Origin of the sequence: Sphingomonas alpina, from assembly GCF_014490665.1 — a bacterium.
GTDB lineage: Bacteria > Pseudomonadota > Alphaproteobacteria > Sphingomonadales > Sphingomonadaceae > Sphingomonas > Sphingomonas alpina.
In genome coordinates this window covers 670653-696391 of the sequence record NZ_CP061038.1, presented here as the reverse complement: position 1 = coordinate 696391, position 25739 = coordinate 670653, and the positions used below count along the sequence as shown (strand labels likewise).

At 64.3% G+C, this 25739-nt stretch carries 22 protein-coding genes, 1 tRNA gene and 1 pseudogene; 8 read left to right on the top strand and 16 right to left on the bottom strand.

The window, feature by feature from the left end; all coding sequences use genetic code 11:
* The first annotated feature begins 156 nt into the window (after window positions 1-156).
* The 3 genes from H3Z74_RS03135 (at window position 157) to H3Z74_RS03125 (ending at window position 3149) form a co-directional block, all read left to right on the top strand.
* Window positions 157-1119, top strand: a complete 963-nt coding sequence (locus tag H3Z74_RS03135; protein WP_187762552.1) for a bile acid:sodium symporter family protein — start codon at window positions 157-159, stop codon at window positions 1117-1119.
* Window positions 1120-1198: 79 nt separating this feature from the next.
* A complete protein-coding gene (locus tag H3Z74_RS03130; RefSeq protein WP_187762551.1) occupies window positions 1199-2410 on the top strand; it encodes a toxic anion resistance protein in 1212 nt (403 codons plus the stop codon).
* Between the two features lie 31 nt (window positions 2411-2441).
* Window positions 2442-3149: an HAD family hydrolase gene (locus H3Z74_RS03125; RefSeq protein WP_187762550.1), complete on the top strand. Its 708-nt coding sequence runs from the start codon at window positions 2442-2444 to the stop codon at window positions 3147-3149.
* 330 nt (window positions 3150-3479) lie between these two features.
* Here H3Z74_RS03125 and H3Z74_RS03120 read toward each other — a convergent pair whose 3' ends face one another.
* From H3Z74_RS03120 to H3Z74_RS03105, 5 genes and pseudogenes are all read right to left on the bottom strand, one after another.
* Window positions 3480-4391 carry a creatininase family protein gene (locus H3Z74_RS03120; RefSeq protein ID WP_187762549.1) on the bottom strand — a complete coding sequence of 304 codons (912 nt, stop codon included), beginning with the start codon at window positions 4389-4391 and terminating at the stop codon, window positions 3480-3482.
* Between the two features lie 207 nt (window positions 4392-4598).
* Window positions 4599-5189, bottom strand: a pseudogene (locus H3Z74_RS03115) (SGNH hydrolase domain-containing protein); the annotation flags it as partial.
* A 10-nt stretch (window positions 5190-5199) separates the two neighbouring features.
* The gene (locus H3Z74_RS03110) at window positions 5200-6300 is read right to left on the bottom strand and encodes an acyltransferase family protein (protein WP_229727047.1); all 1101 of its coding nucleotides are present in this window, start codon (window positions 6298-6300) and stop codon (window positions 5200-5202) included.
* Between the two features lie 23 nt (window positions 6301-6323).
* Window positions 6324-6461 carry a hypothetical protein gene (locus H3Z74_RS24275; RefSeq protein WP_229727121.1) on the bottom strand — a complete coding sequence of 46 codons (138 nt, stop codon included), beginning with the start codon at window positions 6459-6461 and terminating at the stop codon, window positions 6324-6326.
* 216 nt (window positions 6462-6677) lie between these two features.
* A complete protein-coding gene (locus H3Z74_RS03105; protein ID WP_187762546.1) occupies window positions 6678-7448 on the bottom strand; it encodes a MerR family transcriptional regulator in 771 nt (256 codons plus the stop codon).
* A 459-nt stretch (window positions 7449-7907) separates the two neighbouring features.
* On the opposite strand from H3Z74_RS03105, the gene H3Z74_RS03100 reads away from it, so the two are divergent.
* Window positions 7908-9401, top strand: a complete 1494-nt coding sequence (locus H3Z74_RS03100; RefSeq protein WP_187762545.1) for an alpha/beta fold hydrolase — start codon at window positions 7908-7910, stop codon at window positions 9399-9401.
* A 12-nt stretch (window positions 9402-9413) separates the two neighbouring features.
* Here H3Z74_RS03100 and H3Z74_RS03095 read toward each other — a convergent pair whose 3' ends face one another.
* Window positions 9414-10178: a 3'(2'),5'-bisphosphate nucleotidase CysQ gene (locus H3Z74_RS03095; RefSeq protein WP_229726851.1), complete on the bottom strand. Its 765-nt coding sequence runs from the start codon at window positions 10176-10178 to the stop codon at window positions 9414-9416.
* A gap of 19 nt (window positions 10179-10197) precedes the next feature.
* On the bottom strand, window positions 10198-11544 hold the full coding sequence (locus H3Z74_RS03090) for a TldD/PmbA family protein (protein ID WP_187762544.1): 1347 nt from the start codon (window positions 11542-11544) through the stop codon (window positions 10198-10200).
* A 161-nt stretch (window positions 11545-11705) separates the two neighbouring features.
* Between H3Z74_RS03090 and H3Z74_RS03085 the strand changes: the two genes are divergently transcribed.
* On the top strand, window positions 11706-12056 hold the full coding sequence (locus H3Z74_RS03085; RefSeq protein WP_187762543.1) for a GFA family protein: 351 nt from the start codon (window positions 11706-11708) through the stop codon (window positions 12054-12056).
* A 162-nt stretch (window positions 12057-12218) separates the two neighbouring features.
* Here H3Z74_RS03085 and ubiA read toward each other — a convergent pair whose 3' ends face one another.
* From ubiA to H3Z74_RS03070, 3 genes are all read right to left on the bottom strand, one after another.
* Window positions 12219-13136: a 4-hydroxybenzoate octaprenyltransferase gene (gene ubiA, locus H3Z74_RS03080; protein WP_187762542.1), complete on the bottom strand. Its 918-nt coding sequence runs from the start codon at window positions 13134-13136 to the stop codon at window positions 12219-12221.
* A gap of 45 nt (window positions 13137-13181) precedes the next feature.
* Window positions 13182-13592 (bottom strand): hypothetical protein, encoded by a 411-nt coding sequence (locus tag H3Z74_RS03075; RefSeq protein WP_187762541.1) that lies wholly within the window; start codon window positions 13590-13592, stop codon window positions 13182-13184.
* 67 nt (window positions 13593-13659) lie between these two features.
* Complete coding sequence (locus tag H3Z74_RS03070) at window positions 13660-14292, bottom strand: LysE family translocator (protein ID WP_187762540.1); 633 nt, start codon at window positions 14290-14292, stop codon at window positions 13660-13662.
* A gap of 143 nt (window positions 14293-14435) precedes the next feature.
* On the opposite strand from H3Z74_RS03070, the gene H3Z74_RS03065 reads away from it, so the two are divergent.
* Both H3Z74_RS03065 and H3Z74_RS03060 read left to right on the top strand, forming a co-directional pair.
* Entirely contained in the window at window positions 14436-15176 is a 741-nt protein-coding gene (locus H3Z74_RS03065; protein WP_187762539.1) for a 16S rRNA (uracil(1498)-N(3))-methyltransferase, read from the top strand.
* A 48-nt stretch (window positions 15177-15224) separates the two neighbouring features.
* Window positions 15225-16598 (top strand): glutamate--cysteine ligase, encoded by a 1374-nt coding sequence (locus H3Z74_RS03060; protein ID WP_187762538.1) that lies wholly within the window; start codon window positions 15225-15227, stop codon window positions 16596-16598.
* 41 nt (window positions 16599-16639) lie between these two features.
* Here H3Z74_RS03060 and H3Z74_RS03055 read toward each other — a convergent pair whose 3' ends face one another.
* The 6 genes from H3Z74_RS03055 to H3Z74_RS03035 form a co-directional block, all read right to left on the bottom strand.
* Window positions 16640-17935 carry a methyltransferase family protein gene (locus tag H3Z74_RS03055; protein ID WP_187762537.1) on the bottom strand — a complete coding sequence of 432 codons (1296 nt, stop codon included), beginning with the start codon at window positions 17933-17935 and terminating at the stop codon, window positions 16640-16642.
* 137 nt (window positions 17936-18072) lie between these two features.
* On the bottom strand, window positions 18073-18774 hold the full coding sequence (locus tag H3Z74_RS24270; protein WP_229726850.1) for an autotransporter outer membrane beta-barrel domain-containing protein: 702 nt from the start codon (window positions 18772-18774) through the stop codon (window positions 18073-18075).
* Entirely contained in the window at window positions 18762-21407 is a 2646-nt protein-coding gene (locus tag H3Z74_RS03050) for a beta strand repeat-containing protein (protein WP_229726849.1), read from the bottom strand. The genes H3Z74_RS24270 and H3Z74_RS03050 overlap by 13 nt, the downstream gene beginning before the upstream one ends.
* Before the next feature lie 120 nt (window positions 21408-21527).
* Complete coding sequence (locus H3Z74_RS03045) at window positions 21528-23978, bottom strand: TonB-dependent receptor (RefSeq protein ID WP_187762536.1); 2451 nt, start codon at window positions 23976-23978, stop codon at window positions 21528-21530.
* 22 nt (window positions 23979-24000) lie between these two features.
* Window positions 24001-24951: a FecR family protein gene (locus H3Z74_RS03040; RefSeq protein WP_187762535.1), complete on the bottom strand. Its 951-nt coding sequence runs from the start codon at window positions 24949-24951 to the stop codon at window positions 24001-24003.
* 33 nt (window positions 24952-24984) lie between these two features.
* Window positions 24985-25497 carry an RNA polymerase sigma factor gene (locus H3Z74_RS03035; protein WP_187762534.1) on the bottom strand — a complete coding sequence of 171 codons (513 nt, stop codon included), beginning with the start codon at window positions 25495-25497 and terminating at the stop codon, window positions 24985-24987.
* Window positions 25498-25649: 152 nt separating this feature from the next.
* Here H3Z74_RS03035 and H3Z74_RS03030 point away from each other — a divergent pair.
* Window positions 25650-25723: transfer RNA gene (locus tag H3Z74_RS03030), tRNA-Gly, on the top strand.
* Window positions 25724-25739: the final 16 nt, after the last annotated feature.

Sequence of the window (25739 nt, the reverse complement as noted above, 5' to 3'; positions counted from 1 at the left end):
CCAGCGGGCTGTCAATGACGCTTGGAACCGCAATGGTTCAGTCGGTGCTTCGGGCTGACGACCGGAGTGTCGGAGAGGGTTTGTCGACACCGGCATTCGTCAGGCAGCTTGCGGCGCGACATTGAGATGTCGCGGGGCGGCGCTTAGGAGAACGCGATGCCGCTGCTCCGCCGCCTGATCCCCGACCGGTTCATCCTGATCCTGATCGCAACGGTGGCGGTCGCGACACTGCTGCCGGTGCGGGGGCAAGCGCTTGACGTGATCGGCTGGATTTCCAATGCGGCGATCTTCCTGCTCTTCTTTCTCCACGGTGCACGGCTGAGCCGTGACGCGGTGATTGACGGACTGACGCGGTGGCGACTGCTGCTCGCGGTGCTCGGGTTCGGCTATCTGCTGTTCCCGCTCGCCGGGCTCGGCCTCAGCCACGCGCTGGGCGGATGGATCGCGCCCGAATTGCTGCTCGGCATCATCTTCCTTACCGTCCTGCCGACCACGGTGCAATCGTCGATCGCCTATGCCTCGATCGCGCGGGGCAATATCGCGGCGTCGGTGATCGCGGCGGCAGCATCGAACCTGCTCGGCGTGGTGCTGACTCCGCTCTTGTTCGCGGCGGTGGCGAGCAGCGCGGTCGGCGCGGTGTCGTTCGGCGGCGTGGGCCGCATCGCCCTGCTGCTGCTCCTGCCCTTCGCGCTCGGGCAAATATTGCGCGGGCCGGTGCAGCCGATCCTTCACCGTCATGCCAGGCTTGCGGGCATGATGGACAAGCTGACCATCATGATCGCGGTGTTCGTCGCCTTTTCTGACGCCGCGGCGGAGGGTCTATGGAGTCGGATCAGCTCCGCTGAACTTGGCTGGCTCGCACTGATCGTGCTGATACTGATTCTGGCATCATTCGCCGCCGCCTGGACGATCGGCGGCGCATTGGGGCTCAGTCGCGAAGACCGCATCACCCTGCTCTTCTCCGGCGCGCACAAAAGCCTCGCCACCGGCGCACCGATGGCCCGCATCCTGTTTCCGGCGGCGATCGCCGGGGCAGTCATCCTGCCGCTGATGCTGTATCACCAGATGCAATTGATGCTGTCGGCCCTGATTTCCGCCCGGCTTGCCAAAAGAGACTAGCGTATTACATCATTAATACAGTTGAACGTAAACGCGTTCGGCGGCATCTAGGGCGGGACACGTGACGCTGGAGAAGAGCATGGCTACCGCAACCGAGACAGCGACCGATACAAAGACACCCGATCTGGTGCTGACCCCGCCCGATCCCGTGCCCGTGGTCGCACCCGAAAAGGCGGTCGGACTGGTGCCGGTCGATGACGGCACGCGCACGCAATTGCAGACCCGGGTCGACACCTTCATCGACGATCTTGTTGCGCAGGACGTCAATTCGCCCGAATTCGGCAAGCGCGTCGATGCGATCAGCGCGATGGGCCAGAAGGAAATCCGCGAGGCGGCCGGACAGTCGAACCGCTTCCTCGACCGGCCGACCAAGGCGATGGATCAGGAAACCGGCGTCGGCAAGGACCTTGCCGAGCTGCGCCGCACCGTCGAGGATCTCGATCCGGGCCGGCGCGGCAACCTGACCGCACCGCGCAAGATTTTCGGGATCATCCCGTTCGGCAACAAGATGCGCAATTATTTCGACGGCTATAAATCGTCGCAGACGCACATCTCCTCGATCCTCAAGTCGCTTGGCAGCGGCAAGGACGAGCTGCTGATGGACAATGCCGCGATCGACGTGGAACGCGCCAATCTGTGGACCGCGATGGGCCGGCTCGAACAGATGATCCTGTTGTCCAAGACGATGGATCAGAAGCTCGAGGACAAGGCCAACGAACTCGACCACACCGATCCGGCCAAGGCCAAGGCGATCCGTGAGACGGCGCTCTTCTATGTCCGCCAGCGCACTCAGGATCTGCTGACTCAGATGGCGGTGACGGTGCAGGGCTACCTCGCACTCGACCTGGTCAAGAAGAACAATGTCGAGCTGGTAAAGGGCGTCGATCGCGCTTCGACCACCACGGTGTCGGCGCTACGCACCGCAGTGACCGTAGCGCAGGCGCTGACCAATCAGCGGCTCGTGCTCGAACAGATCACCGCGCTCAACACGACGACCGCCGGGATCATCGATTCGACCGGCAAGCTGCTCAAGAGCCAGACCGCGCAGATTCACGAACAGGCCGCCTCGGCGACCATCCCGCTCGAAACGCTGCAGCGCGCGTTCCAGAACATCTACGACACGATGGACGCGATCGACACCTTCAAGCTGAAGGCGCTCGATTCGATGAAGACCACGGTCACCGCGCTCGGCAATGAGGTCGAAAAGTCGAAGGGCTATATCGCCCGCGCCGAAGGCCAGTCGCAGAACAAGGGCTCGGGCGGCGAGACGTTCAAGCTGGAAGCCCTCTGATTGAAGGCCCTGTAAAAGTGAGTGAAACGAGATGACCGACGTCGATCGCCAGATCGCGCGCAGCACCGAATATCTCGACCGCACGCGTGAGCGTTCGGCCGCGCTGGCGGCGCGGCGGCGCAAACGCCAGGGCACCGAGATCATGACCCGGCTTGGCCGGATCGTGGCGGTGGATGTCGCGATCCTGATCGGCGCGGTGGTGGTCGGCTGGATCGTGCCGCTCGGCATTGGCGGCGCGATGCTGGTAATGGCGGCACTGGTCGCCGCGACCCTGCTGTTCGCGATCTTCCCGACCGTGCCCGAAGTGAAGCCGGAGACGTTCAACCAGACGCCGCTCAAATTGCTGCCGATGAAGACCGAGCAATGGCTCGAATCGCAACGCCCCGCTTTGCCCGCACCGGCACAAACCCTGGTGGACGGCATCGGCGTGCGGCTTGAGGCACTCACTCCGCAGATGGCAGACCTGAACGAACAGGAACCGGCCGCCGCGGAAGTGCGCAAGCTGATCGGCGAGCAATTGCCCGAATTGCTCAAGGGCTATTCCAGGGTCCCCCAGGCGCTGCGCAACGTGCCCCGCAACGGCAAGACTCCCGATCAGCAGCTTGCCGATGGGCTGAAGGTGATCGACGAACAGATTGCCGGCATGTCGGCGCAACTGGCCGAGGGCGACCTCAATCTGCTGGCGACACGCGGACGTTTCCTGGAGATCAAGTATCGCGAGGATGGGCTGGGATCTTAAGCCACCTTCGAGTTGAGTTGATGACCTTCCGTTCGCCCTGAGCCTGTCGAAGGGCATGGCTGCACTTGGGCTTCGACAAGCTCAGCCCGAACGGTGAAGGGTGATTTGTCCAGGCCAAAGGGTTTCAGCGCCCGCGAACCGACTGCCCTGCTTATACCAAATTGCGCCGATGCTGCGCCACCTTTGCTGCTTCCCCGGCGCATGCCGGGGCCCAGTCGAGAAGGTCGAGGTGATAACGCGAAGCGCCAGGCCAGCAAATGCTTGCCGACTGGACCCCGGCCTTCGCCGGGGAGCAGGTGGAAGATGAGCCAGAATCAGCCCGAGTTGGTATTAATCCTCGGATGCCCCCTTGCCGGCTTTCAGATCGACACCGATTGCATCGGCATAAGCCCCCGCCTCGAGCGCCAGTCGGGCCCGTCCCTTCGCCGCTGCCGCATCGGCCGGCCGGCCCAGATAGCCCGACGGAGTGATCGACCGGGCCGTATCCCCGCCCTTACGCCAGCCGGCAAGCTGTTCGGGCGTCAGGCCGGTCGGCGGCAGCCCTTTGGCGATGTCCTGCTTTACCAGCTCGGGCGCGAGATCGAGCATCGCCGATGTTTCCATCTCGCCGGCATGAAGATCCGGCTCGCCAGCCGGGGGAGCGGGCCACTCCGCGAAGAGCGCGCCGGATTGCCCCGACACCAGCCCAAGCCGCTTGCCGAGCGGCGCCGGGACGACGAAACGCGCCTCGATGATCTTCTCGTCATTGGCGCGCTTGACCGCCGCGGCGATCGTCCCGGCATGGGCGGCATCGAAATGCCCGGTAACGCAGTAGATCCGCTTGATCCCGGCCTTCGCCATGCTGCGGAACACATCGAGCATCAACTCGGTCATCACCTCCGGGCGGATCGAGATCGAGCCCGCAAACGCGCCGGTGACATTGTTCACGCCCCAATAATAGGGCGGCACAATGAGGTTCGGCACGCCGCGGGCCTTGAGCGTCGTCGCGGCGATCCGCAACTGCCCCGACGGCACGACGACATCGGTCATCAGTGGCAGATGCGGTCCATGTTCCTCGATCGCGCCCAGCGCCCATAAGGCGATCGCGCCACGTGATGCCTGCGCTTCAAGCTCCTGGTACGACTCCGTCGCAATCGTGCCTGCCAGCGGGGAAGGCCCGGACGGTTCACGCGCGGCCACCGTCGTCGATGTGGCAGCCGCCAGCACCGCGGCGAGGATGCCGCAAATCCCATATCGGCGCATATTCTGACCCCCTACTGACACGCATCGGACATCCGCCGCTACCATAGGGCATCATGGCTGTGACAGCGCGACAACTACTTTATTCCATGGACAGGTGGCGTGATCCGATGGCCGGAGCTGATCGACTGGCGGCGGATGGCGAGAGCGACCGCCATCGACCCACCGCCGGCATTCGACGATAGTCTTCGTTCACCGCGCCGACCGGACTCAGCGCGGCAACGCAGCCTCCGCGTCGCCCTGCTCGATCAGTGGCGCGATCCGATCGGCCAGATACCGCGCGGCGGTCATGCTGATATGGTGCTCGTCGAACAGGACCGGTTTCCCGTCCAGCGTGACTCGGCAGTTTTCCACGCCGCAAAAATAATGGCTTGGCCAGATGACCTTCACATCCTTCGCCTGCAGAATGCCCAGCATCGCGATGACCTGCTTTTGCCGCTCCAGATAGTCGCGTTTGGGAACCAGATCGTTACCAAGACGCGCCAGCCGCCTTGGTACGTTGTGGGTATTCTCCCCTGGTGTCGGGCCGATAATGACCACCGACTTTCCCGCGCCAACCAACATGTCCGTGGCTCTGACGAGGCCCGGCTGAAATCCCGGGGACTTCAGATAAGCGGTGTAGTGAGCAACGATGACGACAGTATGGATTTCCGGATGATCGATCAGGTAACGGGCGACGAGATCATTGTGCACCTTGCAGTCGGGCCTGCCCGGTTGGTCGAAACCAAGCGCGGGCGGGCATGAGGAATAGGTGATGGACCGCAAAGGATGCTCGGCGCTACCGAGCGCGACTGCGAGTTCGAGGCCGTGGCTATCCCCCCCACAGCGCCATGTTGGCGCTTTCCCCGCCGAACACGCACGCGTGCGCCGGGTCGGCGGTTCCGATCACGGCAAGACAGTCGTCCCGCCTTGGGCTGAAATCATACTGGCCATCGTCGAATGCGAGAATTGGGGATGAAAAGCGCGACCGAAGGCCGTTGGAATATTGATAGAAAAAGCCCCAGCCCAACAGGACGGCGGCACCGACGGTCGCCAGCCTGTAGATACGCTGCCGGGAAAACAGGCTGCGATTGCGGAATGGCGTTTCGACGAAGCGGTAGGAAAGATACCCTGCGGCAATCGACATCAGCACGATCGCTACAGCCGGCCCGATCTTCCCGTCGAGCAGACCGAGATCGCGCCCGAACACGATCAGCGGCCAGTGCCAGAGATACAGTGAATAGGAGATCAGCCCGATAAAGGTGAGTGGCCTGAGCGAAAGCAGCCGGGCCGTCGCCGTTCCTTCGCCATAAGCGATCACCAGCGCGGATCCGGCCACCGGCAGCAGCGCCGCCGTTCCGGGGAACCGTGTCTCGCTGTTGAACAGGATGATCGCCGCAACGATCAGGGCGCCCCCCGCACCGGATAGCGCGGCCCGCCACAAAACCGGCGAGATCTTCGGTGCGGCACCCAATGCGATGAGCGATCCGACGAGCAATTCCCAGGCGCGCATCGGGATCAGATAGAAGGCCGCCGCGCCGCCGATCGGCGTGATGTAGATACATGCGGCGAGCGACAGTGCCGCACTCAGCGCGATGATCTGGCGGGCATATCGGGGCGCGAAGCGCAGGATCAGGAACAACAGGACCGGGAAAATGATGTAGAATTGTTCTTCGATCCCAAGCGACCAGGTATGGAGCAACGGTTTTTCGTCCGCCGCACCATCGAAATACCCCGATTGCTTAAAGAAGACGAAGTTCGAGACGAAAACGACCGTCCCGACGACGCTGGCCCCGAAATCGGGCAATTCGCTCGGCAGCAGAAGGAAATAGGCAGCAACGAGCGAAAACAACAGCATGCCGATCAGCGCGGGAAAGATCCGCCGGATGCGCCGCTCATAAAAATCGGCATAGGAAAAACGCCGGGCCGACAGATCGCGCGCGATAATCGCGGTAATCAGGAAGCCCGAGATGACAAAAAGACGTCGACGCCGATGAAGCCGCCGGAAAAGCCGGGAATGCCGGCATGGAAAAATGTAATCGGCAGGACCGCGAGGGCGCGCAACCCGTCGATATCCTTGCGATAGCTGCGCATCATTTGCCCCCACGAGCCGACACCCTGTCGATTTCCCGAAAGTGACGCAATCCCGCCCGGCGGTCTCCGGTCATCTCGGGCGACGGGGTTTCGGCGCGAGGTCGAACATCAGCGAACCGTCCATCCCGATCCTTCGCGCTTCCGACGCGGACGCCGGAAGCTGACGGCCTGCCTAGTGCCGGATTGCGCTGAGCGCCCCGAATGACGAGGTGTCATTCACCCCTGCCGCGCCGCCCAGCTGCGCATCGCCGTCATGAGATACTCGGCGAACCCCGGTTCGATCGTTTCGTATCGACGGCGGAAATCGGGATGCTCATAAACATCGGCAAGCCCGGCATAGGCCTGCGGCGTTGCCTCTCGACCCCAGCTCGACGTCACCCAGGCACGGTGGCGTTCGATCAGCGGGTCGAGCGCCGCCGCTTGTGGCGAAACGCCCTGCCGCAGCGCATCGGCCAGAGCGGTTTCGATCGCTTCGAGCGCCTTCATCGACGCGGCACGCTCCGCCTCGGTCTGGTTCGCCATTGCCTTCCGGCTCGTCTCGAGTTCGTGCTCTATCCCGGGTCCGTAGCGTTCGACCAGCCAGGCTTCATACCCGGCCTGCTTCTCGGGCGAAACGATGCCCGAATATAGTTCTGCGTCCGTCATGGCGCATTCTCCCCTCAATCGGGCGATCGTGCGGTCGATCGTCCTGACCATATCGGCGTAGCGCGCTACCTGCTCCTCAAGCCGCTCGCGTTGCTTTTGCAGCGCCGCAAGGCGGTCGAAATCCCGCGCATCGAGGATCGCGCCGATCTTCGAGAGCGGGATATCGAGTTCGCGGTGAATGAGGATCTGCTGCAGTCGCAGCAACTCCTCCTCGCCATAATAGCGGTAGCGATTATTGCCGATGAACGCGGGCCTCAGAAGACCGATCTCGTCATAATGGTGCAATGCCCGGACCGATGTGCCGGACAGTCGCGCCAATTGGCTGACGGTATAACTCTTCATTTTTGACCCTTCGTCTCCGCGGGATCGGGTCATAGTCCCTGACGTCGCGTGAGGGTCAACGGGATGATTATCGGCAATGCTCATGATCTGAATCAGTGGTGCCGCGCTCGATTCAACAAAACCCCCATCCACGCCAAAGCTGCACCAATGCACGGCCAGCATCTCATAACCCCAGCGTCTCGAAACCAGGTTACGCAACCGGCAGCTCCCCGCTCCCTGTTCCGCGCTGTGTCACTCCCTGTTTCGGCCAAACCCGCTCCCTGTTCCGACCAGCATTCTCCCTGTTCTGCAATAACAGGGAGAATGATCACCATAGCATTGGTATACAAGGAGATTATCTCCAACAAATCGGCGCAAAACAGGCTAAAAAGATGCCGCTCCCTGTTATTCTCCCTGTTATCCGGCTTTAACAGGGAGAATCCCGCGCTGTGCCGGGTGATGCAGAACGGGAGGCGAGACATGCGGCAATCCTGGTCGAGCTTGCTGGTGCTTTTGCTGAGTTGCGCCACGGTGGCGTCGTCGCCGGCTTCCGCCAAATTCTCTCGATCGCCGGCGACGGCCGATCGGGCGGCCGGACTGTCACTCGTACCGTGCCGCGTCCCGCAGCCCAGCGACACGAAAACGACCGGCGATCCAGGGCGGAACGCGAAATGCGGCATCTTCACCGTGCCGGAAAACCGGCAAGCGGAGGGACGAACGCTGCCATTGCGGGTGATCGTGCTGCCGGCCAGCTCGGGCAAGCCCCGGGAACCGGTCTTCGTGCTCGGCGGCGGCCCCGGCCAGGCCGCGACCGAGCTCGTTTCCGACTACAAGGAGGGAGAGTTCGCAGACCATGATCTGGTCTTCATGGATGTGCGCGGCACCGGCGAGGGGCATGCGCTCGACTGTCCTGGTGGATCGGACGAGAGGCCGGAAGCCTATCTCGAGCCCTTTCTGGCGGCGGGGGCCGGCTTCGCTGCGTGCCGTGACGCGCTTCAGCGGCATGCCGATCTCATGCAATATACCACCATGGCCGCGATGCGCGATCTGGACGATCTCCGGCAGGCGATGGGCTATGACAAGATCAACATCGACAGCGGATCCTATGGCACGCGCGCAGCGCTGATCTACATTCATATGTTCGGTGGCCATGTTCATGCCGCCGTGCTGAACGGTTCGGTGCCGGTGGAAAATCGTGCGCCGCTCTATCACGCGGCTGCCGCACAGCGTGCCTTCGATCTCCTGGTCCGGCAATGCGCCGACGACGCCCCCTGTCATGCCGCCTATCCCCACATTGGCGACGATCTCCGCACCGTCCTGCGCCGGCTCCGCACCAGGCCCGAACGCGTGGTGATCCAGCATCCGGTCACCCGCGCGCCCTTGCAGATCAGCCTCTCCGCGTCCGGTTTCGCCGATGCGCTTCGCGTCATGCTCTATTCGGCGGAGGCGGGCCGGCGGGTGCCGCGCCTGCTCCAGGACGCCAGGGCGGGGAATCTGGCACCGTTCGCCGAAGCGGCCATGCAGAGCAGCCGCGGCCTTGCCAAAAGCATTCGCACTGGCCTGCTCCTCTCCTTTACCTGCGCCGAGGATGTGCGGCGCATCCGGCCGGAGGAGGTCGCGCGCGCGACCAGGGGAAGCTTTATCGGTGACCAGCGGGTCAGGAGTCAGATGGCGGCATGCGCGGTCTGGCCCAAACCGCCTGTTCCGCAGGACTATTATGCGCCGGTCATATCGAACGTCCCGGTCCTGATCATTTCGGGTGAGGTGGACCCGGTGACGCCGCCGGCCTGGGGCGATCTGATGCTGCGCTCTTTTCCCAATGGCATTCATGTCGTCCTGCCGGCCGGACATACGCCCTATAATGACTGCACGGTCGCGCTATCGACCAGCTTCTATGCCGCCGGTACCGCCAAAGGGCTCGATACGGGCTGCGTGTCCGCGCTGCGCTATCCGCCGTTCATCCTGCCGGGATGAGTTGGGGCGGCGCTATTTCGACAGCGCTTTGGCCCGTTCGCTCAGCCGCTCGACCGCCGCGGCATGGATCCCCGGCGTCGTTGCGAGCACGCCAAAGGCCTGCGCGCTCGGCGTGTTGAATTTGAGCTTCTGCCCCAGCGCGTCGCTGACCGTGGCGCCTGCCTCGGCCGCGATCAGCACTGCCGCCGCAACGTCCCATTCATTGCCCCAGCGCAGCGTCGCAACGAGATCGGCCTGGTCGGCGGCGACCATCGCGATGCGCAGCGCGATCGAATTGGGCTTGTCGACCGCGACCAGATCGCTGTCGATCCTGGGCAACGTGTCGGTCGGCACGCGCGAGCCGGGAAAGTCGGCGCGATTGCCGGCATGGACGGGTGCGCCATTGAGGGTCGCACCCTTGCCCGCCTCGGCGCGCCACACTTCGCCGCGTGCCGGTGCGTCGAGCACCCCGATCACCGGCTGGCCATTCTCGATCAGCGCGATCGACACTGCCCAGCCGGGCCGGCCGCGGACATAGTCGCGCGTGCCGTCGATCGGATCGACCACCCACAGCCGCGCGCATGCCAGGCGATCCTGGTTGTCGACCGTTTCCTCCGACAGCCAGCCGGCCTCGGGCAGCAATGCCTCGAGCCGCTGGCGCACCAGTATATTGACCTCGAGATCGACCTCGCACACCGGGTTGCCGGGCGCCTTTTCCCATTGCTTGAAGTCGGTGCGCCATTTGGCGAAGGCAAAGGCGCCGGCCTCCGCCGCGATCGCCGCAATCGTGTCGGCCAAAATATCGAAATCGGGCGCCTCAGGCACCGGCCACCGTCATGCCGTCGATGCGCAAGGTCGGCACATTGCTGCCATAGCGGAATTCGAGATCATTGGCCGGCGTCAGGTTGAGGAACATGTCCTTCAGATTGCCAGCAATGGTGAATTCCGCAACCGGTCCGGCAATCTCGCCATTCTCAATGAGGAAACCGGCTGCGCCGCGGCTGTAATCGCCGGTCACGCCGTTGACGCCCATGCCGATCAACTCGGTGATGTAGATGCCGTGCGCCACGTCGGCAATCAGCGTCTCGGGCGGGATCTTGCCCGCGGCCATGAACAGGTTGCTGGTCGCAACCCCGGGGTTGCCGCCGACACCGCGCGCGGCATGGCCGGTCGGCTCAAGCCCGAGCTGGCGCGCCGAGGCGCTGTCGAGCAGCCAGGTTTCGAGCATGCCGTTGGAGACGAACTCGGTCGGCGATACCGGCAGGCCTTCGCCGTCGAACGGCCGCGAGCGCAAGCCGTGCGGGCGATGCGGATCATCGGCGATCGTCACTCCTTCGGCAAAGATGCGCGTGCCGAGCGAATCGAGCAGGAAGCTGGTCTTGCGCGTGATCGCCTGACCCGAGATCGCGCCGATAAGATGGCCGAGCATCGAAGAGCCGATCCGCGGATCGAACACCACCGGCATCGCGCCGCTCTTGACCGTCGCCGGATTGGCGCGGGCGACGGTGCGTTCGCCGGCGCGGGTGCCGACGGTCGTTGCATCCTCCAGGCCCGAGCGATGGCGCGCGCCGTGATGGGCATAGTCGCGGACCATCGCCCCGCCCTCGCCCGCCAGCACGCTGGCCGAGATGCCATAGCCGGTCGCGGCATAGGATGCAGCGAAGCCTTGGCTGGTGGCGAGCGCCCAGATCGAGCGCGAGGCGCTGGCGCCGCCGCCTTCGCTGTTGGTGACGCCCGACACGGCACGCGCCGCATCTTCGGCGGCCAGCGCGGCAGCCTTGAGATCGGCGGGCGCGACCTCGCCGCCATCGTCGAGGTCGAGCTGCGGCGCATTGCCGCGCATCAGCCGGTCCTCCGGCGCAAGCCCGGCCCAGGCATCTTCCGGGGCTTCGCGCGCCATGGCGACGGCGCGATCGACCAATGCCGTCAGGGCATCGGCGGAGAGATCCGAGGTCGAGACGCTGGCCGAGCGCTTGCCGACAAAGACCCGCAAGCCGAGTTCGGCGCTTTCCGACCGCCCGACATCCTCCAGCGCGCCAAGGCGCACGGAAACGTCAAGCGCGGTATCGGCGGCATAGACGGCGTCAGCGGCGTCGGCTCCGGCGGCTTTGGCGCGGGTGACGATATCAGCGGCGCGGTCGCGCGCCTGGTCGGTGGTCAGCATCGAGCGGACTTAGGTTGAGGGAAGCCCCGGCGCAACCATGACGCGCGCGCGGCAGGCCCCTTCCTTCGGCTTGCACCGTCGATATGATCCGGGTCTGCCGTTGACCGATCACGATGGAGTCGCTAGCCGTCAGAACACAACAGGAACGACAGGAGCAGGACATGAGCTATACCGGCAGCTGCCATTGCGGCGCAGTGGCGTTCGAAGTCGAGGGCGATGCGCCGACCGCCGCGATGAGCTGCAACTGCTCGCATTGCCGCCGCAAGGGCCTACTGCTCGACTTCGTCCCGATCGACCAGTTCCGCGTCACTTCCGGTGAAGAAGCGACCACCGAATGGCTGTTCAACAAGCACAAGATCGAACACCGTTTCTGCGAGACTTGCGGGTGCCAGCCCTTCGCGACCGGTGTCGGCCCCGGCGGCGCGCGCATGGCGGCGATCAACTTGCGTTGCGTGCCCTCGATCGACCTCGATGGCCTGACACTGAAGAAGATCGACGGCGCGAGCTTTTAGAGCGATTTCGAGTTGAGTTGATCCACTCCCTTCCGTTCGCCCTGAGCTTGTCGAAGGCCGTTCTTCTCTTTCCAACGCGGGAGAAGAAGAACGATGCCTCGACAAGCTCGGCACGAACGGGGAAGGTGATTCCACCTAAGCCGATGACGCCCTGACAGCCGCTCACAGCGTCGATGTCGTCCCGACCACGAAGCAGGCGCCGAACATCAGCAACCCGGCAAATCGGTTGCTCCGGAACCGGTGCAACGCGCCCGCACCATCGGCGGGATCGAGCGTCGTGATCTGCCAGATGAAGTGCAGCGCGACCGGCAGCAATGCGGCAAGTGCGATCGGGTCGGGCCGGATCAACCAGATCGCCCCGCCCCACAACGCCAGCGCCGCCGCATAGAAGCCTGCGACACCGGGCCGCACCTTCGTACCCATGCGCAAAGCGGAGGAGCGCACGCCGATCAACGCGTCATCCTCACGGTCCTGCAGCGCATAGATCGTGTCATACCCGATCACCCAGGCGATCGACCCGGCATAGAGCAGCAGGCCCGCCACGGTCAGCGTACCGGCGATCTGGCTCCACCCGACCAGCGCTGCCCAGGAGAACACGATACCGAGCCACGCCTGGGGCCACCAGGTGATGCGCTTCATGAACGGATAGGCGGCGACCGGTGCGAGACTGAGCAGCGCAACCACGGCGGCGTAGGGGCGCAACTGCACCAGCACCCCGAGCCCGATCAGGCACAGCAGTACGAGCCAGGCCCAGGCCGCCTTGAGCGACACCGCACCGCTCGCCAGCGGCCGGCTGCGCGTGCGGGCGACCTGCTTGTCGAGATCGCGATCGACGATGTCGTTATAGACGCACCCCGCGCCACGCATCGCGATCGCGCCGAGCAGCAGCCACGCGATCAGGTCCCAGCGCTCGATCGCTCCGCCGGACAGCGCGACCGCCCAGGCGCCGGGCCAGAACAGCAGCCACCAGCCGATCGGCCGATCGAACCGCGCAAGCAGCGCAAAGGGGCGAAGCACGGCGGGCAGTGCACCGACCAGGCCGCGATGTTCGGTGTCAGGCGTGATTTCGGCGGGCGACATGCGGCGTGTCTAGACCATGCGCCGCGATCGGCAACAGGCTTCCGATCAGCGAGCGTTGGGCATCGGGTCGGCGGCATTGCTGACCGTGGTCGTCTCCCTGGCCGCCTCTTCGCCCGCCAGATCGGCCGCATGCTTGGTCAGGCTGGCCGGCGCGACAGGTGCGGATCCGCCCCATGGATTCATCCGGACACAATAGCCCGAAAGATTGCCGCACTGACGCACTTCGCCCGTCTTGCTGTCGACCACCACGATGACATGGCTATCGTCCTCGAGCGTCGCAGCCGCCTTGTCCTTGGACGGGTTGGCAGGTTTCAGCAGCGCCCAGAGCTTGCTCGGGCTGTAAATGCCAATCCCGACATAGCGCCCTTGATGTTGCGCTTCGCCAGTCGCTTCTTCGGTCTTCGAACACCCGGCGAGGCACATGAGCATGCCAATCGCCGCAAGATGACTCTTCATGATGATCCTCCCCGTTGTCGGGGCGATATCATATCATGACGATCGGAATGGCAAGAACAGTGATTCCCTACCGCCGCGCTTCGGTCGCCATGCGCACCGCCAACCCGCCGAGCATGGTCGCCATGATCCAGCGCTGGATCGTCGCCCAGCGCGGCCGGCCGGCAAGGAAGGTGGCGATCGATCCGGCCATCACCGCGACCATCGCATTGACGCTGACGCTCGCCACGATCTGCACCGAGCCCAGCACCAGCGACTGAACCAGCACGCTGCCGCGGTGCGGGTCGATGAACTGCGGCAGCAGCGAGAGATACATCACCGCGATCTTCGGATTCAGAAGGTTAGTGACGAAGCCCATCGCGAACAGGCGGCGCGGGCCATCGACCGGCAGGTCGCGCACCTGGAAGGGCGACCGGCCGCCCGGCTTGATCGCCTGCCAGGCGAGATAGAGGAGGTAGACCGCGCCGCCGATCCGCAATGCATCATAGGCGAAGGGCACTGCCATCATGAACGCAGTGATGCCGAAGGCCGCGCACAGCATGTAGAACAGGAAACCGAGCGCCACGCCGCCAAGCGAGATGAAGCCCGCCTTGGGACCCTGGCCGATCGAACGCGAGATCAGATAGATCATGTTCGGCCCCGGCGTCAGCGCCATGCCCAGTGCGAGGAGACCAAAGGCAATCAGGCTGGCGGTGGTCGGCATGAGCAGCTCCCTTTGCGTGCCGACCTCTCTACGACCTACCGCGCGCGCCCGCGACCGAGCTTCGCTTTCGCGGATGCAAGCGGTGCTTGGCCTTTCGCCTCGACGGGGTGACGGCAGAGCAGAGCTTGGCTAGGAACGGTATCATGCCCGCCACCCCTGCCTGGCCGCCGCAATCCACGCCGCGCCTGTTCGTCGATACCGAACTCGCGCCCGGGACGATCCGGATCGACGGACCGCAGGCGCATTATCTCGTCTCCGTCATGCGCATGAAGGTCGGCGATCCGGTCAAGCTGTTCGATGACCGGACCGGCGAATGGCTGGGCGTGGCCAGCGCGATCGGCAAGCGCGACCTGATGCTCGACGTGACCGGCCGCCTGCGCGAGCGTGAGGCCGTGCCCGACCTCTGGCTGTGCATGGCGCCGCTGAAAAAGGGCCGGATCGACTGGGCGATTGAAAAGGCGTGCGAGCTGGGCGCCGCACGGATCGTACCGGTGCTGACGCGGCGGACGGTGGTCGACCGGCTCAACCTCGACCGGCTGCGCGCGCATATGATCGAAGCGGCCGAGCAATGCGGGCGCACCGCGATTCCGGAGTTGGTCGAACCGGTGAAGCTCACCGCCTTGCTGCGCGACTGGCCGACAGGACGGGCCCTGTTCTTCGCTGACGAAACCGGCGGCGTGCCGGCGTTCGACGCGATGCACAGTGCGACTGGCCCGGCAGCGATTCTTATCGGCCCGGAGGGCGGATTCGATAGCGACGAACGCGAGGCGATTCGAGCCGTGCCGAGTGCTGTCGGGATCGGCCTCGGCCCACGCATCCTCCGCGCGGACACCGCCGCGGCAGCGGCCTTATCGGTGTGGATGGCGGTGCGCGGCGACTGGTAATATTCCACCCCACTAGCGCCCCGCCCCTGCCAGCGCTACATGCGCGCCATGAGCACGAAGACCGTTTCAAAGAACAACGCAGCGGTCATCGAGAGCCGCGATCAACTCGTCGCAAGCTTCGCCAAGGGCGAGAAGCCGATCAAGGATTGGCGCATCGGCACCGAGCATGAGAAGTTCGTCTACTCGCTGACCGATCACCACGCCCCGAGCTATGACGAGGCAGGCGGAATCAAGGACCTGCTCGACGCACTGACCGGCTATGGCTGGCGTCCGGTGCTGGAGGGCGGGAAGGTCATCGCGCTGAGTGGCGCCGACGGCAGCATCAGCCTGGAACCGGCCGGACAGTTCGAGCTGTCGGGCGCACCGCTCGACAATCTGCATGAGACCTGCGCCGAGACCGGCCGCCATCTCGAACAGGTCAAGGCGATCGGCGACAAGTTCGGCATCGGCTTTCTCGGCCTGGGCATGTGGCCCGACAAAAGCCGCGCGGAACTGCCGATCATGCCCAAGGGGCGCTATGCAATCATGCTGCGGCACATGCCGCGCGTCGGCTCGATGGGGCTCGACATGATGCTCCGCACCTGCACGATCCAGGTCAATCTCGACTATGAAACCGAAGCCGATATGGCGAAGAAGTTCCGCGTCGGCCTGGCGCTGCAGCCGCTCGCTACCGCCCTGTTCGCCAATTCACCGTTCACCGAGGGCAAGCCGAACGGCATGCTGTCCTATCGCAGCCATATCTGGTCGGACACCGACCCGGCGCGAACCGGCATGCTGCCCTTCGTGTTCGAGGACGGGTTTGGCTATGAACGTTATGCCGACTATGCGCTCGATGTACCGATGTACTTCGTCTACCGTGACGGCAGGTACATCGACGCCGCGGGCCTCAGCTTCCGCGACTTCCTGAAAGGCGAACTTTCGGTTCTGCCGGGCGAAAAGCCAACGGTCGACGACTGGGCCGACCATCTCTCGACCGCCTTTCCCGAAGTGCGGCTCAAGACTTTCCTGGAAATGCGCGGTGCCGATGGCGGGCCGTGGAACAAGATCTGCGCCCTGCCCGCTCTGTGGGTCGGCCTGCTCTACGACAATGGCGCGCTCGACGCGGCCTGGGATGTGGTCAAGCACTGGACGATCGAGGAACGCCAGGCGCTGCGCGACGCGGTGCCGAAACTGGCGCTGAATGCGCCCATTCCGGGCGGCGGCACATTGCGCGATATCGCCGGTGAGGTACTCGACATCGCCAATGCCGGGCTGACTGCTCGGGCGCGCGTCGATGCATCGGGCAGCAACGAGACGGGGTTCCTCGATCCGTTGCGCGACATCGTGCGGTCCGGCAAGGTCCCGGCCGAAGTGCTGCTCGAGCGGTATCACGGCGCTTGGGGCGGCGACGTCTCGAAGGTCTATGACGAGATGCGCTTCTGATTTCGCGTACGTGCTCGTCGTGCGGAACCTGAGTATGACGTTTATTTCTGGGGCGGGGCTTTTCCCATCGCCCAGGCAAAGAAGCGCGGGATCAGGCCGTTGCGCGCCATCCAGGCGGAATATTCCCGATAGGCCGGATCGAGGCCGAGATGCCGTTCCTCGGTCCGTGCGCGCCAGTAATAGACGCCGCTAACCGCGCTCAGCAGGATCGTCGCACGCACCGCATCGGTCAGGCTGCCGGTGGTCAGGAACGGAATGGTCGAGATCCACCAGAACAGATTCTTGGACAGATAGGCCGGGTGGCGCGAAAAGGCATAGGGCCCATGCGTCAGGATACCGCGATGCGTCAGGTTGGAAAAACGGAAGCCGAACGCGATCGTCGCCCAAGCGTAGATCGCAGTCAGCCCGACCAATACCGCGCCGACCAGGCTCAGGATGATCGGATGTCCGGCGAACCAGACCGACCATTCCGACGTGCCGGGATGATAATCGAGCGGTCCATTTTCGGCCATCAGGATGAATGGCGGGTAGCAGATCAGCGCGCTCATCCAGCCCGCGGCATACGGCGTCGCGGTGCGGATATGCGAATCGAGCGGACGGAAAGTGAGGATATAGCCGACCGTCGCAAAGGCGACATCCATCAGGAACATGAAGGTGATCAGCCAGTTGGCGAGCGCGACCGGGTCGCGCAGTACCTGCGAGACGTCGCCGCGAATGAATTCGCCAAAGCCGCCGGGCACGATCGCGAGCATGAAGGCGAGGAAGAATGCCTTCACCCCCCAGCCGCGCAGATGATTGTAGATCGCTTCCTTCTCGATCGGCTCTTTCAAGCCCATCAGCCAGGCGCCGAGTGCCCAGGCACCGTCCTTCGGTTCGATCGTGCGGCGGTCCATCCACAGCACATAGGGTATCGACAGGGCGAACAAGACAGGTGCCGCCATCTGGAAGCACCACATCGAGAATGCGAAATTGCCCTGCCAGTAGAATCGTTCGGTCGCGTAGATAAGGGCGATCGCGGCCCAGGTGACCCATAGCCCGGCCAACTTGGTCAGGCTGATATCGATCGTTTCGCGCCATGGCTTGGGCGAGGACCAGTCGATGCCGGTGGTTGGGTTGAGGTAAACCTTGTCGACCAGCACCGACCATAGCACCATCGGTACGCCGCATGCCGCAACATTGACCAGTGCGGCATAGGGGCCGTCCATATTGTAATAGCGCGCCAGAGCGATCCAGATCAGCAGGCCGGCAAGACCGGCCATACCGCACCCGGTGCTGACGGCGGATGTCGGCCGCGGATCGGCCGTGGTGGCGCGCGCGAGGGCGGTGTCGTGAAACATGGCGCCAGCGATACGCCCGAATGGTAAGCAAGCCGTGAAGGATCACGTGATTCCAGCCGCCCAACCGCAAGATCAGCCCGATATTCGAACTGTCATTCGAACCGTCCCCCACCTGCGCGGGGGACGGTTCGGGACCGTCACATGCCGATCTTCAACCCGAGCCGGAACGCAATGGCGGCATGGCCCTGCTGCTGTTCCGCGCTCCCCTCGGCGGTGAGGGCGAACGGCCCGCGACCGCCGGAGACACCGAGCCGGCCGATAAAGCCGCTTTCGCGGTCTTCCGGGGTCAAGGTGAAGCTGTTGCCGGTCGAGAAGCGCGCGACCGTCGGGCCGAGCGATCCGCCGACGATCTCGCGCCGGCCACCTTCCAGATTGAGCCGCATCCAGGTGCCCTCGGGATCGAGGCTGCCGAAATCATAACCGAGCTGGACCGAGCCGGTCGCAGCCAGTTCGTCGCTCTTGCGCTTGTTGACGATCAGGTTGAACGCGTCACCACCGCCCGTTTCGGTATGCGCCTGCTCGGTCAGCCGGTAATAATCGATCGCGGCGATCGGGCGGAGGTGCAGCCGTTTGCCGACCCGGACGTCATAGGACAGAGCGCCGGCGGCGGAATAGAGCTTGCCGTTCCATTTGCCATCGGCAGTGCGGTTGAACTCCTGATTGTTGGCAACGCCGTCAAAGCGCCGCACGCTGTCGAAGTTGATCGTCGCGGCCGAAGCGCGGGCGCTGGCCGCCAGTCCACCCCAGCGCACACGCCAGTGGATCGCCGCTTCATACTGGCTCGACTGGATTTCGTTATCGTTGGAGCCATCCCCATCGGTACCGCTCAGATAGGCCACGCCGGCGCCGACACGCCCCGCCGCTCCCAGATCGAGCTCCAGCCCCCGTTGATGCCATAACCAGTGACGTCATAGGCCGAGCTCTTACCGAGATTCTTCGATGTGCCCCAGGCAACCTGCTGCAGCCAAAAGCCCCATTGCCCCATATCAGCAATGTTCGGATTGGGATCCTGCAGGAACCGGGCGGTGGCGCGGGATGCCTGAGTGACCGATTCGAATACGCCGCCGGCATAATCGGGCAGAAAGCTGGAATAGCGCTGACGGAATGTCTCACCATCGCCGATCGCGAGGATCGTCGACGAAATCTTCGCATCCTTGTCGATCACCGCAAAGACCGCGTCCAGCGCGCCGGCCGAGCCGCTCGTCACGCCGAGCTGTGTCGCGCTCTTGCGCCCGATGGTCAGCTTGATCGACGTGTTGGACGGGTCGGTGGTCAGGTTGCCGGTAAACAGGAAAGGCAACAGCATGTCGCTCGCGACCAGATTGCTGCCACCCGTGATGCTGCCCGCACGCACGATGGTGTAGACGCCGGGTGCACGGGTGACGCTGTCGAGGCGCACCAGCACTTTGGAGCCGGCGGCAAAGGTCGCGTTGCCGGAAACATCGTAGGTCGTCGAACTGCCCAGCGCAGTGCTGATGTTGACGCCGATCATGCCGGTCGCCGTGACGTTGAGCGAGGACAGAGCGACCGTGCCGGTATTGGCAAGATCGAGCAGGCCGGAAATGTTGGCCGCGGCGCCGCTTGCCCGGAAGAGATTGCCGCGTATCGCAGTGCCCGCGCCCAGCGTCAGCGTGTCTGCGCCAAAGCCGAGATCGACATCACCGATGATCTTCGAGGTCCCCGATAAAGTGAGCGTATCAGCACCGTCTTCGAACTGAATGCGGCCGGTATGTGATGAACTGTCGGCGAGGCTCATGGTATTGGTGCCAGTGCCGAAAAAGGCGTCGCCATTGGTCCTGGCGGTGCCCGCAAGCGACAATGTATCGGCGCCGCTCCCGAAGCGGATTGCCCCGGCCTGGGCTGCATCTCCGCTCAGGGCGAACTTGTTGTCGCCCGCGCCGAAGTCGACATTGCCACCATAAGACCCGTCGGCCAGGTCGAACAGGTCGTTGCCGCTGCCGAGCAGGATGACGCCGGTGATGGACGGCGCCGTCTTGCCCGTCGCCGCCACCAGCTGCTTGATGGTCGCGCCGCTCGTCACCGAGCGAAGGTCAATGGCGATGTTGCGGTTCACGTCGGTCGATCCGGTTGCGCCGATGACGCCGCTATTCTCGATCAGCTTGAGCGTTCCAGAGGCGTCGTAAATTGCGGTTGCCGTGCCCAGGGCGGCCGTCGTGGCGCTGATCGTCCCGCTGTTGCGCAGAGTCGGCATCGATGCCCCCGCCTCGACCGAGACCGCGCGAGCCTGATAGGCGGAATCCCCGCCGCCCGTGGCCGCGATCGTACCGCTGTTGACGGTTTCCAGCATCGTCGTGCCGGCGCCGATCTTGAGTGCGGTGGCATTTGCCTTGCCAGTGGCCTGAATAGTGCCCGAGTTCGAAATGCCGTTGCCCAGATTGACCGCATGGCCCTGGCCACCGATCGACATGCCGGTTGCATCGACCCCGTTGTAAATGCCGTTGCCGGTAATGGTCCCCTTGTTCACGACCGAATGGCTGCCGGTATCGCCGGCCACCGCGCCGATCGTCAGGTCGCGCGTCGCGGAACCGATCAGGACCGCTGGCGCCGATCCATTGGAGGTGATCTTCGCAGTGCCTTCCTGCGCGTCGGGAATGCCGTCCTTGTCTTCATCGGGATCGCTGCTGACCAGGTCCGGCGGTGGCGCGTCGAACAGGATGCCACCGCCGACATTGCCCGAAACCCGGACCGCCGGCCCGCCCTGCAGCAGATCATCGGCATCGAGCTTGGTCTGATCGCCGGTGAGGGTACGATACCCGGTCGAGGTGACATTGCCCTGGACGGAGAATCGGCCACCAATATCACCATCTGCGGCAACGCCGATCGCATCCTTGCCCTGCACGCTGATCGTGCCGCTCAGTGCCACATTGCCCGACACCGCATCCGTGCGGACACCGACCGCGCGATCGCCCGTGACGGTGATCGTGCCACTACTGGTTACCGATCCGGTCAGCGGGCCGCCGAGCCGGATGCCGCCCGAATCATTGCCTTCGACGGTGATCGTGCCGGTGTTGACGATGCTGCCGGTGAATCCCGCGCCATCGGCAGTACGAATACCGAAGCGGTTGGTGCCTTGCGCGAACGGCCCGTCGAGATCACCGTCATTGTCGGTGTCGGTCGGGGTATAGGTTTCGTCGATCACGATCGACCCGCTGTTGGTGATCGTGCCCGAGCCGCCTGCCGCAACGAAGATGCCGTTCGCATTGCTGGCGTTGCTGATGAGGATCTTGCCCTCATTCTTGATATTGTTCGCGCTGTTGAGCGTCACCGCGTTGCCACCGGTTGGCTCGACCGAACCGGTCGAGGTGATGGTGACATCCGAAGGCTGGCCATTCGCTGCGGTGGCGGTCAATACCGGCGTCGTCACTTTGGTGGTGATCGTGGTTTGGGCGACGGCGGGCAGCGCGACGAACAGGATCGGCGTGAGGCAGGTGGTGGTAAGCAAATGACGCATACGTTCCTCGGGCAAACTGATGTGCTCGGGAAAGAAGCGCTCATCACCTTGAGCTGATCGGGCGCGGCCCCTCCCCGACATCCAGACGGAACCGGTCGAGGAAACCCGCAGAGAAATTTTCTAAAAGCTGGCGTCGAACCCGATCCGAATGCTGCGCGGGCGGAGCGGCGTGATCTGGTTCGACCCATTCATCAGGAACGGGCTGCCAAGGGCGAAGCGATTGCCCTCCTCGTTGAGCAGGTTGGTCAGCGACAAGGTCAGCCCACGCCGTTCACCGCCGATCCTGAACTCGATTCCCGTGTCCAGCGTATCGCCTTGCGGACGGCCCAGCACCGGCCCGATGCCAAGCCGCGACTGCCCGACATAGCGGGCATAGGCATCAAACGTAAAATAGCCGACGCGCCCGACTGGCGCCGAGTAGCGTGCCCGGAACAGGCCACTCGCATCGGCGACATTGGGTAGCGACGGCCCGGCGCGTTTGGCGGCATGAGGCTGGGCCGACTCGGTGCGATCGGCGGCATAAGCCGCAACCAGCGCCGCAGTCGGCGTCGTGACTTCCGAGCTGTTGAGATAAAGCGCGGCCTGCAGATCGAGACGCGGCAATGGTTGCCAGTGCGCGCTGATCCCGGCCGATGTGATCCGGCCATCACCGATATTGGCGGTGATGGGAAACCCCGACTCATCGATCAGATCGGCCTGGATATCGCGCCACCGCGTGTGGGCAAAGGTGAGCGAGATATCAAAGCGGCCGACACCGATATAGCGCAGCCCGACCTCGGCAGTCTCGACTTCATCGCCCTTGTAATATTGCACGATGTTGGTGCCCACCGACAGGCCGCCTGGACGGTAACCTTGCTGATACCGCAGAAAGGCGGTGACCCGGTCCGCCGGACGCAACGAGACCGCTATCGAGGGCAGGAAGCGCGTTTCGGTGCGCTGCCCCTGCGCTTCCTGGTCGAGGCGGAACGCCAGGTCTTCGGGCCGGTCGAGCGCGCGCCCCGATAGCCGCGAATGAGTCAGGCGGCCGCCGCCGGTCAATGACAGCCACGGCAGGGGTGCTACCGTCGCCTCGCCGTACAGCGTCGCCTCATCGACGCGATTGCGCACCCCGACCACGCCCGATGTGAGAAACGGTACGGTAACCAGGCCGGCAGGACTCGCCACTGGAAAGGTCGGCAGACGGTCGATAATCGCCACCTCGCCCACTCCGCCCATGGCCACGAATTGCTGGTCGAAGGTCCTGTCCTGGCGCGTGATGGTACTGAGCGCGCTCACACCGATCACCCAACCATCGCCGTTGGCGCCGCTGTGCGACAGGCGGGTTTCGGAACTGACCATTCTGATCCGGCTGATCTGATCATAGGCCCTGGCCAGCTCGCCTGGCGGGGTCGCATCGAAGCGTTCTGCGACATATTGGTCGACGATTCCAGTCGACGATACCAGGCGTGCCACCCCCAGATCCTTGGCGATCACCAGTTCGCCGAGCAGATATTCATTGCGATAGGGCTGGGCGAGCGCGCTCGATCGAGTGAGGTCGTGACGATCGGCATATTGCGCGTCATCGCCGGCAATGCGCTGATAATTGCCCGACAGGTCGATCGTCCAATCCTGGCTGGGCGAGAAGCGCAGGGTAGCGCGTCCGCCGATCGTCTCGACCCGGTTGACATCCTTCAGCCCACGCTGGCGATCGTCGATATAGCCTCCGTCGATGCCGCCATAGGCAAGCCCTCGAAGGGCCAGCGTATCGCCCTTGACCGGCAGGTTGATGATCCCGCCGATATCACCGCCAGGCTTGCCGTCCTGGGTGACGGAAAGGCCGCTCCATGCTCGTGCGGAGGCCAGTTCCATGTTCGGGGCCTCGGGGACGATACGAATGATTCCGCCGAGCGACCCTGCGCCGTAGAGCGTTCCCTGCGGCCCTTCCAGCACCTCGACCGAGCGAACGTCATAGAGCCTGAGACTCGGGTCGGGCGCGCTGTAGTTGATCCGCGTATCGCCCCAATATTGACCGACGGTCGACTGGGTCGGGCCGGTGAAGCTCGAATCCGCCACACCGCGAATGAACAGCTTGTTGCGACCGGCACCGAGATGGGTCGATGCGACGCTCGCAACGCGCCCCTCGATCGCATCCGACCCCAGGGCGCTTTCGGCGAACGACAGACTGCGGCCCTGGATCACCGCCGCCATGCCAGGCAGGTCGCGCAGTCGCCGGTCGTATTTGGCAGCCGTGACGATAATATCCTGGGTCGCCTCAGGCGGTTCCGGCAGTGGTGCCGGCCGGGATTGAAGCTTTGGCCGCAGGGCCGGCCTTGCCGCCGCTTCGATGATGAACACGCCCGGCGCGACCTGTCGCGCCATCGCACCCGAATCGCGCAACATCTTCGCGAGCGCCTGCGCAGCATCGACCTTTCCATTGACCGCACGTACCTTGAGCGTCGCGATGCGCCGATCACGCAAGCCGATGCTTGCGCCGGTCTGGCGGCCGAGCAGGATGATCGCCTGGTCGAGCTGGATGGCGGAAATATTGACGTTATGCCGCTCCCCCGCCTCTGCCGAGGTCGCGGCGATCATGCAGGTGATGGCGAGAAGAGGTCTAGCGGGGTGCACGGTCCGGCCGGGTCAGAGTCCAGCCCAGCGCATTACGCTGGGCCCGGACGCCAAGCAATGGCGCGATCGGCGCGATCGGATCGGCCGCCTTGGTGTCGAGGTTGATAATTCCGGTGAAACGCACCCCTCCGACATCGGCGATCGTGTCGACCGGCTTGCCAAGGTTGCGCGACAGGTCCGCGGCAACCGTCGTGAGCAGCGCATTGCTATAGACCAACTGTCCGCTGCGCCATGCGCCCACGCTGGTCGTCTCGACCTGCGTCCTGATCGGCCGAGCGCCATCAGCAGCGATCAGCGCTTGTCCCGCATCGAGTCTGACAGCATCCGTATCGGGCGCGTAAACCACGGCGCCCTCGCTGACCGAAAGCCGTGTCGCACTGGCGTCGCGCACGACATTGAAGACTGTTCCGACATCGACCAGCTTCGTACCGCCGACCTTGAGTTCGAACGGGTCGCGGTCGTCATGACGCACGGTGAACAGAGCCTCGCCACGTTCCAGCGTCGCGCGGCGCGGCGCGGTATGGTCGAGCACCAATCGCGTTCCGCCATTCAGCATGATGCTGCTGCCATCGGCGAGAGTAACTGTACGGTGCACGCCGGGACCGGTTTCCACGACATAGGGCGAAGCCGTGTCGCGCAGGGTCGCAAAACCGACCAGCCCAGCGACGGCCGCGGCCATTGCGCCACCCACCCAGGCCCGCCGCGACACGCGTGACGGAACCGGCTGCACCACTGGCATGATCGGGCGCGGCGCCGCTCGTAATGTCTCGACGATCGCTGCGTCGTGCGCGACCGCCATATCGTAGGCGGCGCTATGGACGGGATTCTCTTCCAGCCATGCGGTGAAACCATCCCAATCGTCGAACGCGTCATCGCCCAGGCGAATTGCCCATAGCTGCGCCTGATCGCGAATCGAGCCGGAGAAAGGCGGGTTCATGTGCATGTCTCTGACAAGACGAAACCGATCATGCTATTCCGCATCGTCGCTCTCCCGAAGCGCGCCGAGCGCGCGATACGCCCGCTGCAGATCCTTCTCCACGGTACTGAGGCTGACTCCGAGATCGCGTGCGATCATCGCCTGGCCCACACCGTCCAGACGGTACAGGCGAAACACCCGCTCCGTGCGCGGCCCGAGCGCGGAAAGCGCCGCTTCCACCGCGCGCAGCCGTTCCCGCGCCAGAAGGACGCGCTCGATACCGGGGTCCGCGGTAACGGCGTCGGTCGCGTCGACATAATCCTGTTCGCGCCGCGACCGGCTGCTATCGGCGCGATACCGGTCGCGCATCAGATTTTCCGCGGCACGATAGAGATAGCCCAAAGGTGTCGCGACCGGCTGGGTCGGGGCGGCGGATACCCGCTCCCATAATTCCTGCAGCAGATCTTCCGCCGCCTCGCCGGCACCGCGCGCAGCCAGGAACCGCAGCAACCGCTCGCGGCTTTCCATAAAGACCTGGACCAGGCCGCTCGGTTGAGGTTCCGCCATCAGCTGCGTCCAAAGCACCATCCCGCTCGCTTGCCAAGCGTCCGCTTGACCGAAGTCTGCGCGGCGTGACTTGCGCGGGCTTTCGCCCCACGCTATCCGCACGGCGGAACCATGTTGGCGGATCGATCCGGACAGGACGGACGCTGGCGCATGCGGGTATAGCACAATGGTAGTGCAGCAGCCTTCCAAGCTGAATACGCGGGTTCGATTCCCGCTACCCGCTCCACCCTCCCTTACCTGAG